This window comes from Pseudomonas sp. PvP028, from assembly GCF_017832255.1.
Lineage (GTDB): Bacteria > Pseudomonadota > Gammaproteobacteria > Pseudomonadales > Pseudomonadaceae > Aquipseudomonas > Aquipseudomonas syringae.
On sequence record NZ_JAFIBL010000001.1, the window covers coordinates 4138457 to 4151376 of the forward strand.

Consider the following 12920-nt stretch of genomic DNA (forward strand, 5'->3'; position numbering starts at 1 on the left):
TTTGCTTTGTATTGAATCAGGGAAGTGTCTAAATGTCCGAAAGCATGCTCGTACGTGCCAGCCGAGACGGCGATCAGTTTCACTACCTTTGGGCCGCGCGCCGTGCACTGCAGCTTCTGAGGCCTCAATCTGGCCTAGTCGCGGTCACAATTGAAGGAGCCGCAACCAGCGAGTTTCCCGGTGCCGAGCAAGTTGAGGTCGGTGATCAACTCATCGATATCGCTGAATATTACGGCGACACTGATCTAGAACACGCAACACTGGTTCGCTACATGCAACTCAAGCACTCTACGCTACGGGTTGATGAGGTGTGGCAACCGAGCGGTCTGGAAAAGACGATTCATGGGTTTGCTGAGCGGTATGCGGAGCTTCAACGAAGGCTCCCTGGCGTCCCTCTACGGGAAAGACTTGAGTTTTGGTTCGTCACGAACCGCACTATCAGCGCCGAGTTTCTTGAGGCGATTGAGGATGCGGCTGCGCAAAGGACTGCTCGGCATCCGGGCAACCTAAGAAAGCTTGAAGCATTCACATCGCTAAACGGTGACGGGCTAGCAGCATTCTGTCAGATGCTCCGATTGGACGGATCGCACGATAATTACTGGACTCAAAGGAACATCCTTTTTCAAGATGTCAGTGGCTACCTACCAGATATGGATGTTGACGCCCCTATTCGTCTCAAAGAGCTGGTCAACCGTAAGGCGTTGTCTGAAAGTGCGGATAATCCATCCATCACTAAAATGGACATGTTCCGGGAGTTGCGCACGGATGAGGCTCAACTGTTCCCAGCCCCATGCCTGATCAACAAAATCGACCAAGTGATCCCTCGCCAACATGAAGATATGATCGTCAGATCCATCATTGAGGCAGCTGGTGTACCTGTGGTCGTACATGCTGATGCTGGTATCGGCAAGTCAGTCTTCGCAACGAATATTGGCAGCAACCTACCTGAAGGCTCGGTAAGCTTGCTATACGATTGCTTCGGTAATGGTCAGTACCGCAGCGTAACAGGCTACCGTCACGGCCATCGGATAGCCTTGGTTCAACTCGCTAACGAGCTCTCTGCACTCGGGCTATGTCACCTCCTGATTCCAACGGTAAATGCAGATATCTCCGCCTACATGCGCGCGTTTATGCACCGTGTAAGACAGGCTGTCTCAATGCTCCGGGCAAAGAATGCAGACGCACTGCTTTGCATCATCGTAGACGCTGCGGATAACGCGCAGATGGCTGCTGAAGAGATTGGCGAGCCCCGATCGTTTGTTCGCGATCTGCTACGCGAACCTCTGCTTGAAGGTGTTCGACTAGTCGCCTTGTGTCGGCCTCACCGGGAGTCTCTGCTCGACCCTCCTCCCCAGGCACTGTCGCTTGGTCTGAGTGCATTCACTGTCGAGGAAACGGCTGCACATTTGCATCAAAAATTCCCGGATGCTTCCGAACACGATGTCGAAGAATTTCACCGGTTAAGCTCACACAACCCACGAGTCCAGGCACTGACGCTATCTCGAGAGCTAACACTTCCAGAAATGCTACGCCTGCTTGGGCCGAATCCGACGACCGTGGACAGTGTCATTGATACGATTCTGGAAGCGTCCATCGCCAAGCTACGCGACACGGCCGGTACCCTCGAGCGAACCCAGATCGATTTGATTTGTGCTGGACTTGCATCGTTACGTCCGTTGGTACCGATAACTGTTCTAGCCGAGATATCAGGTGTGCAGCCCTCGTTGGTTAGGAGCTTTGCTCTCGATCTTGGCCGGCCGCTCATCGTCAATGGAAATACAATCCAATTTTTTGATGAGCCTGCAGAAACCTGGTTCCGTGAACGATTTCGGCCCGGCGCATCTCAGCTGAAGGACTTCATTAATGATCTGGCTAAGCTGAGCTCAACCAGCACATATGTCGCGGGTGTAATGCCGCAACTGATGCTGGAAGCTGGTCAATTCTCTGAGCTTGTGGATCTGGCACTGACGTCTAATGGACTTCCCGACTCTGGCCCGGTTGAGCGTCGTGACATCGAACTCCAGCGCCTCCAATTTGCGTTGAAGGCAAGTTTGCGTATCCAGCGGTATCCTGAGGCGGCCAAGCTAGCTCTGAAGGCTGGAGGCGAAAGTGCTGGCGATGAACGACAACGCGCGCTCTTGCAGGAGAATACAGACCTGGTCTCTGCCTTTATGGACAGTAACAGCGTGCAGGAGATTGTTTCGCGCCGTACCTTCGGATCCGGATGGGTTGGCTCTCATCACGTGTACGAGGCGGCAATTCTTTCCGGTTATGAGGAACTAAGGGGAGAAGCTCGTAGCCGCCTTCGTATGGCTGAGGAGTGGCTGAGTAACTGGGCCAGGCTATCCCCCGAAGCACGGAAAAGTGAGCCTGTGACGGACGAGGATCGAGCCATGATGGCAATTGCTCAACTCAATATCAACGGTGCAGACCAAGCCGCTTTGAACCTGCGGAGATGGAGCCCGCGCTCGATATCCTATACCGCAGGACGCGTTGTAGCGCAGCGCCTACTAGATCATGGACGATATCTACAGCTTGATGAGCTTGCGGTTGCGGCTGGGAATAATATGCCGCTAGTGCTCGCACTGGCGGAGGAAACCAGGAAGCAAAACCGTTTGCTATCCGTAGAGCCGACTCAGCGGATATACAAGCTTTTGGCCCGTCAGCAGATCCGAGCAAATAACAGTGACTCGGATCGTGCACCTCCGTTGCAAGCGATCGTAGCCCTGGTTGAGACTGCGTATTGCCACAAGATTTGCGATTCCCTTGAGGCTCGCGACCTACTAGAGCGTTATCTGCCACTGCAACCGCCAACTCATCTCTCATCACGCCTGGGCGGCAGTCCGACTCCCTATCTACGCGCCTGTGCCTTACACGCAGCTCTATCGGAGAAGCCTCTAGAGTTGATCGAGGTGGCGTCGCCTGAGCTTAGAAAGGAGATGCAAGCTGTCAAATCTCACAGCAAATCGCAGGAGCTTCGGGAATTTGAAGCAGACATTGGCCCACTGCTTCCGTGGGTTAAATTATGGGCGCATTCGTTTACACACCCTGTAGACGAGTCACAGCTTAACGAGGCCATCGTCCAAGCCAAATCGACATCTGCCCAGTTGCAGGTCAATCGATATCGCGAATACCCGCACACAGCTAACGACATCGTGATCTTATGGTTAGACATCCTCCTTACCTCTGGACTGGCTCGGCAGGAAACCATAGCCGAGCTGGTTGCCTGGACGACGACCCTAAGCCGTCCGCTGTTCACCCCGACCCTCAACCGGCTCACACGTCTATTCGCTACTGTTGCTGGAGCTGAAAACCTAGCATTTGAAATGGCTGAGAAGGCAGCGTCAATTCATCGTACTGAGCGTTCTGATGCACGACACTTGGTCGAAGGGCTTGTTGACGTCGCCCGCTCACTGCTCCCAATCAGTACTGTCGATGCCGAGGCTTATTTCAACGAGGCCGTCGAGGTCGCAAGCAAAATTGGTGACGAAAATTTCGCTCGCTGGGAGGCTCTGATTCAGCTGGCTGAACGCGCGGCAAATGGGGCGCGCCCGGCACCAGAAGTAGCTTACAACTTCTCTCGTTGCGCGGAAGTGACTCGAGATTACGTAGACAGAGATAAACATTTCGCGTGGAACGCCACGATAGACGCTCTGACAGGCTTGTGCCCCTCTTCTACATTGGCCATCGCGAGTCGTTGGCGTGACCGTAGGTTTGGGGATGAAAGCAGAATTTTGGAGGTTGCAACCCGCAGGCTCTTGGCTAATAAGCAAATTGAGCCTTTGGACGCCCTCCCCCTGACTGTCTTTCGGGCGGATTGGGACGAAATCGCAATTCTCTTATCGGTACTTGAGGGGGGCGCTGATAGCCAGGTCAAGGTAATAGCTGTTGAGCGTGCTTATCGCTATATGACGCTCAAAACACAGACCGCAGCGAAATGGCAGGCGTTAGAGTCCATCTCGCAATCTCTGGGCGTGACACTTCCGGGTTTAAGCCAGCGCCTGACCAGGACAATCCAGGCTGAGGCATCTGGTGTCCACAGCCCATCCAGCAGTGTTGGCACTCAAACGGGGCGTTCTCGGGATCAAAATGAATGGGACGCTGTGTTTGTAGGTTGTGACCTATCGACATCAACCGGAATATCGGCCGCTCATCAAACATACAGGGCGGGTGAGCCGCCGTTTCACATGGAGTTTTTTTTCAGCGAATGCGTTCAACGCATCTCGGTCGGGCAGCAGCCGTCCTTCATTGAGGCCTTCGCGCATGTTGCGGAATTTCGATTGTGGGATTTACGCAGCTTTCTGGAAACGCTTCCAACCCAATGGACGGCGCGTCCGGCGATTCGCAACGCGCTGGTTAGGATGCTGAAGACTGTGTGCCGACGTCTCTGCATGGAAATCAGGCGTGACCGGTATTACCAGGTTATGCCGTTCGATCTCGCGTATCAGAAATCCGGTATCGGCGAGTTTGAGTTACTGGACGTGATCTTAAGTGCAATCGCTGAGTCGACCGAGCTCGCTGGTTCGGAACGCCTCTTCAGCCTCGTAGGCCTGCTCGCTCCCAAGCTATCCAATGACGAGGCATTGGACGCTTTATCCTACGGCCTCAAATTATTCGACGCAGTTCTGGAGGAAGGCGATGGAGACGGGCCTTGGAATCAGCAACTGTTTCCAGCCGCTTCAATTGAGGGGGCACTGGCTGGCTACATTTGGGCGGGACTGGCCTCGCCGGTAGCAGCCACGCGGTGGGAAGCCGCTCACGCGGTGGTTGGGGTTTGTGCGTTGAACCGACATCAGATCCTTAGCGAGCTGTTCGCCCATGCAGTCAGTGACACAAAGATGCCGTACGGAGACGCTCGATTCGAGTTCTATAGTCTTCATGCTCAACAGTGGTTGTTGGTAGCTGCTTCACGCGCTGCGCTGGAATACCCAGCTGCATTCATCCCGCATCTAGACTGTTTGCTGGTACAGGCTGATCCGAACCAGCAACACGTACTGATTCGACTGTTTGCCGCCCGCTCAGTCATGGCTTTGATCGAGCACAAACTCGTCACTCTCCCCTCGGAACTTGAGCAGCAGTTGGTGAAGATATGCGCAGGTGAAAGCGCCAGCCAGGGCGTTGCTCAGACGCAAAACTCCCTCTCGCAAAGCAATGCTTCCAATAATGACGATCGCAATTTCTCGGGAAGGGACTTCGATCAGTATTGGCTAGCGCCACTTGGTCGCTGCTTTGGCCTGAAACAATCTCAGGTGTGCCGCGAGACGCAGAAGAGTTTGCGCAGCGAATTAGGTTACACAGGCGCACATCGCTGGGATGCCGACCTTAGAAACAAAGCAGAGCTATACCGCTATGAGGATACAAATAGCAGCCACGGTACCTACCCGCGCGTTGATGACCTGAGTTTTTACCACTCCTATCACGCGATGATGATCACTGCCGGCCGTCTATTGTCGACACAGCCAGTAGTCGGAGGTCATGATGAGTCGAATGAAAATAAGTTTGTAGAATGGCTTTCTCGACACGATATTGCGCGCACAGATGGAAGATGGCTTGCCGATAGACGAGACCCGGAACCTGCTATCCGATATGACTGGCCGCAGCGGGATGAGGCTGATGCTTGGCTAAAATCTATATCAGCCCAGGACTTTGAGCGTGGCCTCTATCCCACCCCAGGCATGCTCACGATTTGGGGCCAGTGGTCTGGGGCCGACGTCAATCATTCGGAGGCAATCTCGGTGCATTCAGCACTGGTATCACCAAGCACATCAGCGTCTCTGCTGCGTGCGCTTCAAACCGTAGAACACCCGCACGACTTTCGAATCCCTGGCGTCGACGACGAATTGGAGTTCGCCACTCCACCCTATGTGCTCAAAGGGTGGATACAGAGTCGGCACCATGAATCGGGGCTGGACAGAAGCGATCCTTGGGCCGGCAATATTGGCTTTCCAGCTCCCGAACCGGCGGCGTATGTTGTTGAACTCATGAACATGTCGACTGACCTTGATCGCAGGATATGGTTGACGACCTCATCCTCAGTGCCTGTCATGCGCTCTCAGACGTGGGGGTATTCCCCATACGATGAAGGTTCTGATCAAGCACAAGGTGTTCGGCTAGAGGCGTCCATGTCCTATGTTATTGAATTTTTAACAGCAGTTGGCAAAGACTTGGTCGTAGAGGTTGAAGTCGAAAGAACTGCTCGCCACCAAAATTACCGAGATCCAGTCGCAGATGAACTCCAATACATCTTACCCAGCAACCGAATTTACATCTTCAGAAGTGATGGAACCGTCCGAACGCTCTAGGGCTATCTTGGCGCTCGGAAAAAAACTGGTGGCAGAGCAAGGACTTGAGGACTCTGTTGACACGCTAGGTCGCTGGATGGCCCACCACATTGCCGAGCTCATTCAAGAGGCTGAATCAGCCAGCGATGACCACCGCCCCACCAAAATGGCAAACGCTCGTGAAGCCGTATTAGCATTTTGGGCTCACCGGCACGCGCTACCATCGGGACGCAGCCCTTTTGCAGGGATGGAGCCGATCCTTGATGTTTTAGAAGGCCTAGATCCTGACGGGTCGAACTATCGATATTTCTCTCCATCCCATGCTCCGAGCGAGGGTGACAAAGAGTCGGAGGAGGTTTATGCCAACGTGGCAATGGCGAAGATCGTTGACCGGGCATCAAGAATAGCCATCGACTTTTACCTAGCCGAGGCGGCGCGAGGGGCTCTCGACACATCAAAGGAGTGGGTTCAGTTGGCGACCGAGGCGGGAGCGGACGACGGGCTGGATATCACTTTAATAAGAATGCTCACTGACAGAGAAGATTTGACCAATGGATCGAATCCCAATGGTGAGCGCCGGCGTCTCCTCAATGACCGAAAACTCAACATGGAGGCCTTGCTCGCTGGAGCTTCGGATGCTCTGGCCGGCATCAATGCACAACTTGCCGAGTTGCCCGCTGATGATCAAGACGCTCAAGATGACTCCGAAATCAGCCTGCCAACAGGCGGAGATTGACGTCAGCATCTGGCGACCTCAATCCTGTACTCGCGCTCAAAACCGACGCTGGACGCTAACGAATTACGTTAGAAAGCATAACGTCTGTAGCGCTAGCTGAGGCAAATCGCGTGCATTAAACGACCAATCATCGCGTTTGCTGGCGGTGAGCGAAAATCCCTGCGATCCTGGCAGCTTTGCGCGGTCGCTGGATTTCCGGGCTTGTTACTGACCAACAAACGGCAATGCAGCTGGCCACCTTGTAACCGAGGCTTCTCTGCTAGATGTTACGGGAGGCCATTGACCATTTCGTCTGATGTTTTTAGGTGGCTCTGATCCTCCCTCATACAGAGCAGCAAATAGTTCTCGAAACGCTGGGAGGTCACTGGTGATTTATAGATCCAGCATGGCAAGATGGCGGTCAGCTACCGCCGTTCAGTTTCGAGCACGCCATACCGGCATCAGCGGTAAATATGGATCGCAATCATGGATGATCTCCTGTTCGACTTCGGCAATGCCGTGCCTTGGTTTCCGCACAGCCAAGAAGATCCCTACGTTCTAGTTCGGATGAGTGCCGCGCATGTCGCGCTCCTGCAAGCGACGCTTGCCGAGCCATTGCGTCGTTGCTACATCACTGATGACCTACTCCACCGTTCCGCCGCGCGCACCGGACTGTCGCTTGCTGAAGTTCTCTCCAGCAAGCTTCCGGATGCAGGATCAACCATGGCTGGCGATTTTGGTGAGGTGCTAGGTTATTTCTATCAGTCAGCCAAGGAGCATCCGGCCGAAGCGATAGGCCCCAAGAAATGGCGGCTCAAACAGGATAGGACTAAACCGGCCCCCAAATCGGATGTCATCCATTTCCTGATGCCCGATCACCCCAATGCGAGCGCGAACGATGTCATCCTGTGCTCCGAGGTTAAGCTCAAATCCACTTCTGCTCCGTCAAATCCCATAGCCACCGCAATCAAGGACTGTGAAACGGATCGGGTAAGCCGGCTTGCCAAGACCTTGGTTTGGCTGCGCGAACGATCCATTACTGAAGATCTTGGTGATGTGAATATTCCGCTGTTGAACCGCTTTATCAATGCGGTTGACGCTCCATCTGCGACCAAGCGCTACCGCGCCGTTGCCGTCATCTGTGAAAGCTTGCTCACCGCAGAACTCGCGACTGCACCCACTACAGCAAGTGACGATTTCACCCTAGTCGTTATCTCCGTTCCAGACCTACACGCCACCTATAACGCCGCGTTCCAAGCTGCACGCGCTTCGGTGATTTGACCATGCGAGCCGCACTTCAAACGTGGATCAATAACGCAGACATGGCTCGTCATCTTGGTCATTTCTCGATAACACAGATGCCGATGGAGCTCGCACGCATCAGCAATCGGCTTGAGGATTACTACATATCTCTGGTTGGTGAACTTTTCGAGGCGGCTCGCGGAACAGACACTTCTAGCGCTGACTGGGCTCAGCTAGGAAATGCTTTCCTTCAGTTCTCAAAAGAATTGCCATCGGTGCAATTGGTACAGCTGGGAATCGCCCAAGACGAGGCAGCCCTGTTCGCAGCTGCAGCATTCTATTTCGGAGAATTCCCGGCTTCCGCCTGCCTCGCCATGCGCCAATCGGCCATCCCTGACTCACCTAAGAGCTTGAGAGCTGCATGCTACGACTTTTTGGCACGTCCACTGCAGCTGCGATCTGCGGCAGCACATGCACTGCAGGAACACTTGAGAACCGGTAATTTGGTGGCCCTCGCCAGTGATGTCGAGGCGGCCGTTCAGGTCGAAAAAGATGCTCTGCTGGAAGGGCCAGACGCTTGGGTTGCCGCTGCATTGCTCAGTAAGCTCCTTACTCGATTCCATGCATCAAATGTCCGTGCGGTGTTACCCCAAGGCGCGAATCCATTCTGGACACCACTGGTCAACTCCTTCCTTGATCGCAAGCCATCGACTTGGGAGTTTTTCCCTTCGCAGATACAAGCCATCCAGGGTGGATTGCTCGAAAACAACCAAAGCTATGCTTTGCAGATGCCCACCGGCGCGGGCAAAACAACGCTGTGCGAAACCTTGCTTTACTGGCACCTCAACTTGAATCCGCAGCATGTCGCAATCATGGTTGTGCCTTATCGCTCGCTGGCATCTGAGCTAAGAAGCTCACTTGTACGCAGACTCAACGCAATGGGTTTACCGTCTCGCTGCGCTTATGGTGGCACCGTCCCTTCGCGGGACGAGATGCACGGGTTGGAGCAAATACGCGCATTGGTCGCCACTCCCGAATCATTGTCCGGAGTTCTCAGCGCTGACCCATCGTTCGCCCAACGTGTATCGCTGGTGATCTGTGATGAAGGGCATCTTCTGGATAGCTCAGGTCGTGGCATTGGGCTCGAATTACTTCTCGCACGAATGAAAGCACGCGTCATCAATCCGATCCGCTTCGTGTTCATGTCAGCGATCGTTCCCAACATCGAAGAAATCAACGCGTGGCTGGGGGGGAACGAACAGACGGTTATCAGAAGCACCTATCGACCCGCCATTGCCGAATTTGCAGTGTTGCGCTCTAAGGGGGCGGGCGCGTCAAAATCAGTTCGTCTCGACATGCACCCTCATGAGCCCGATCAGCGCCAATATGGTATTTACGGTTTTCTGGATCGAAGCCATTTTCAGTACATAAACCCCGCCACAGGCCGGAACAAAACCTACACGTTCACCTCAGTTAAGACGCTTGCGATTGCAGCGGCCCGCAAGGTCTTAACGATGGGAACCACTGCGGTTTTTGCAGCGAATAAAAGAGGAAATCAAGGGGCGATAGGATTAGCTGAGGAGCTAATCGCCCAGTTATCTTTTCCGCTTTCACTGCCCAACCCGATCGCTTTTGCAAACCTGGAAAAACTGGAAAGTCGAATCAATTATTTGGAGGCTGAATTTGGCTCGTCTTGGATTGGGGCACGATCAGTAAGAAATGGAGCAGTCCTTCACCATGGGGACATTCCCCAGGAGACCCGCGAGGTGCTCGAGGAGTTGCTGCGCGAGCGCCATATCCACCTCGTTATTTGCACAAGTACGCTTGCTGAAGGTGTGAACCTACCTATCCGATCCTTGGTGCTGTATTCGGTGCAGCGGCGTCAAGGCAAGGGCAAACCGGTAGATATGCTCGCAAGGGATATCAAAAACCTTGTAGGGCGCGCTGGACGCGCAGGTGCCAACACCAAAGGGCTGGTCATCTGCGCCAATGCCGACCAATGGAGTCTAGTTGAGCCGGTGGCGACAGCCGGCCCCGGCGAGACTCTGAGGGGCGCATTGCGCACACTGATCCGGAATCTGGAAAATCACTTATCAATCCACAATATTGTCCTTACCAATGAGTTCTTAGAGGCCAATGCCGTTATTCATCCTCTTGTGGACGGAGTGGATTCGACGCTGTTGGAGCTAATTGGGGAAGAGCTTGGGGACAACGATTTCGTCAGGCTGGCCACGGATCTGGCCTCACACACATTCGCGGCGCATCAGCAGCCACCCGGATCTGCCGGCACCTTGAGATCTGTGTTCGAACTCCGAGCTGTACGTCTGCTGTCTTTACGTGCGCAGGGCAAGCTCGCGTGGATCAAAGAGACGGGTACCAAGGTTCGGCTGCTCGCATCTGTAGAACAACTATTGCTTCCAGCCCTGGCGGATTGGTCAGCGCCAATGGATCCCTCCTCAGATGATCTTCGAACCACGATTCTTGAATGGGCATGGCAGGATCAAGAGCTGCAGAGTGATGTGAAGTCCGCGTTCCGGCTTGATGAAAATCAGCACCCCGTGATGGTAAAACCTAAGTTTTTTGAAATCGTGCGTCTGTGGATGGCGGGGGCATCGTTTTACGGAATCGCTGAATCAACGCAGTTGAAAGTCGATGACCTGTTGGCGGTTCACTCGCGCGCGACATCATATTCGCTGGAGAGCATCGTAGAACAAGGCATCACCCTCCTCTCTCGTATTTTGCTGGAGCGTGGAATCGTCATTCATGAAGGGGTGACGGCATTTACCGAACACCTTAAGTTTGGTGTGCCTTCCCGTGAGGGGAAGCTTTTCGCGACCGCGGGTGTAAGACACCGCAGAGCCTACGTCATGTTAGGTGATGTCCATAAGCGTGATGGCACCGTCGTTGATCCGTCAAACGCCAAAGCAACAGCCCTCAGAGCCATGAACGCTTTTCCAGAGCAGTGGCATGCCGTGTTGGGCGACCTGGTCTACAACAACACACTCGTCGACCTCGGCAATCTGTGAGCGTTGGGCCCTGATATGTGATGGGCCATTTTTTGTAATTGCTAACGCTACTCGAGTCTGACGAGCTCAGGCCAAGAGCACAGCTTTCAACCATCATCTCAATGGCAGGACATGGATATTTATGGACATTGGCTTCGTCGATTTGGACATCTTAGTAACCCAAATTCGCAATTCAGCTTCAAAACGGTACTTCCTAGATGCCGTAAAAGCCTACAAGGCCGGCGCACTTCGAGGGTCTCTCACCTCGTTATGGGTGGCACTTGCCTACGATCTGATAGCTAAATATCGCGAAATCAGCGCTGAAGGCGACGCAGCAGCTACCGAGTTCATCAGGCAATGGGATGCCGCGACGGTGGCAGACAATATCCCAAAGTTGCTCAGCCTAGAGGCTGAAATACTTGATCACGCCGCGGATACGACCCAGGTCATTGATGGGATTGCCAAGCGGCATCTGGGGCGTCTACGGCAAGATCGACACCTGTGCGCACATCCGGCGTTCTCGGCCGAGGCAGCGCTTTTTGAGCCATCACCAGAACTGGTTAGACTTCACCTGGTAAACGTCATTGATTGCGTTCTGTCTCGTGAGCCTCGCCAAGGCAAAGCGATTTACGAAATCTTCAGCCTGGATGTCCAGTCCGCAGGATTTCCGGCAGACCCAGACCGTGTCCACAACTACGTAGATCAGCGCTATTTGAAGCGAATCAAGATACAGAATGTGCAGAACTTCGGCACGGTATTAGCCAAATCACTATTGAAGGGCGTCCCACCAGAATGGGAGGCTCACCAGGCAAAGATTTGCCATTCCTTGATAGCCTTACGTGACCGAGCGCCTGATGCATGGCCTGATCTGTCTACGACGATTTCACGGTTGATTGATAACTCCGAGCCGCTGACTCGCCCGCGGTCAATAGCATTTCTAGCAGCGTTACCTGCTTTCTGGAATCAATTGCAGCCGGCCACACAAACCGCACTGCAAGAAACCGCGGCAAATTTTGATCCGGCCAATGCGCCTGATTTTCGAATATTGGCCGGCGTTTCAGTCCCCGCCTTTCGGCAGGCGCTGCTGGACGCAATCGACAATATGGATGAAGACCAACTGGTGCTAGCGATCGCTATATCGCCAGTATCTGAACTATGGGTTCCGGCCGTCAAATCCTATGGAGAATCGGGTAGCTTTCGTGGGTCAGAAGGAAGGTTCAGAAGGCTGCTAGCTCCATTTTCTGGACACCTAAGTAGCGGGCAGCTCGATATGCTGCTGGATAAGCTCATGACCAACTCCCAATGCTGGGATGCTGGCGCGACACCCGGATTTTTGCTCGGTTTGCTCCGGGATGCAGGGGTTCGGAATCTTCCCACTGACGATGCGAAAAATCGCTTCTACCAGCAAGTTCGTCGTAGAAGGGCGGAAGCCCAGTATGTTGATGTTTTAGAGCTTTTCGCTACCCACGGGTGGGTGCGCCCTGCCCCAGAAAACGTAGATGAAGACGATTGAGGCAATTGGACTGATGAATCGACCGATATCGATCGGTTCAGCTCCTAAAGAGACGCCTACTTAGGGCAAGCGCTTTGATAGCAGAGTGGTCTTCGACCTCCTGCTGTCAAACATCGACACCTGCAATGTGCTCGTCCGGCAAAGTCATCTCTTCGACATTGGAG

Annotated in this window: 6 protein-coding genes; all 6 read left to right on the forward strand. The window is 53.8% G+C overall.

Going from position 1 to position 12920, the window contains the following annotated elements:
• Positions 1-32 precede the first annotated feature (32 nt).
• The 6 genes from avs3a (at position 33) to JOE34_RS18390 (ending at position 12756) form a co-directional block, all read left to right on the forward strand.
• Positions 33-6302: an AVAST type 3 anti-phage nuclease/ATPase Avs3a gene (avs3a, locus tag JOE34_RS18365; RefSeq protein ID WP_209996350.1), complete on the forward strand. Its 6270-nt coding sequence runs from the start codon at positions 33-35 to the stop codon at positions 6300-6302.
• The gene (gene avs3b, locus JOE34_RS18370; RefSeq protein WP_054998275.1) at positions 6280-7017 is read left to right on the forward strand and encodes an AVAST type 3 anti-phage proein Avs3b; all 738 of its coding nucleotides are present in this window, start codon (positions 6280-6282) and stop codon (positions 7015-7017) included. Before avs3a ends, avs3b begins: the two co-directional genes overlap by 23 nt.
• Before the next feature lie 176 nt (positions 7018-7193).
• Positions 7194-7262 (forward strand): hypothetical protein, encoded by a 69-nt coding sequence (locus JOE34_RS25960; protein WP_235662579.1) that lies wholly within the window; start codon positions 7194-7196, stop codon positions 7260-7262.
• 220 nt (positions 7263-7482) lie between these two features.
• On the forward strand, positions 7483-8277 hold the full coding sequence (locus JOE34_RS18380) for a Hachiman antiphage defense system protein HamA (protein ID WP_054998276.1): 795 nt from the start codon (positions 7483-7485) through the stop codon (positions 8275-8277).
• A gap of 2 nt (positions 8278-8279) precedes the next feature.
• Positions 8280-11264, forward strand: a complete 2985-nt coding sequence (locus tag JOE34_RS18385; protein ID WP_209996359.1) for a DEAD/DEAH box helicase — start codon at positions 8280-8282, stop codon at positions 11262-11264.
• Between the two features lie 121 nt (positions 11265-11385).
• A complete protein-coding gene (locus JOE34_RS18390) occupies positions 11386-12756 on the forward strand; it encodes a hypothetical protein (protein ID WP_054998278.1) in 1371 nt (456 codons plus the stop codon).
• Positions 12757-12920 lie beyond the last annotated feature (164 nt).

Coding starts and splice junctions, on each gene's coding strand:
- avs3a (WP_209996350.1), top strand. CDS start 33: ATGTCCGAAAGCATGCTCGTACGTGCCAGCCGAGACGGCGATCAGTTT.
- JOE34_RS18385 (WP_209996359.1), top strand. CDS start 8,280: ATGCGAGCCGCACTTCAAACGTGGATCAATAACGCAGACATGGCTCGT.
- JOE34_RS18380 (WP_054998276.1), top strand. CDS start 7,483: ATGGATGATCTCCTGTTCGACTTCGGCAATGCCGTGCCTTGGTTTCCG.
- avs3b (WP_054998275.1), top strand. CDS start 6,280: ATGGAACCGTCCGAACGCTCTAGGGCTATCTTGGCGCTCGGAAAAAAA.
- JOE34_RS18390 (WP_054998278.1), top strand. CDS start 11,386: ATGGACATTGGCTTCGTCGATTTGGACATCTTAGTAACCCAAATTCGC.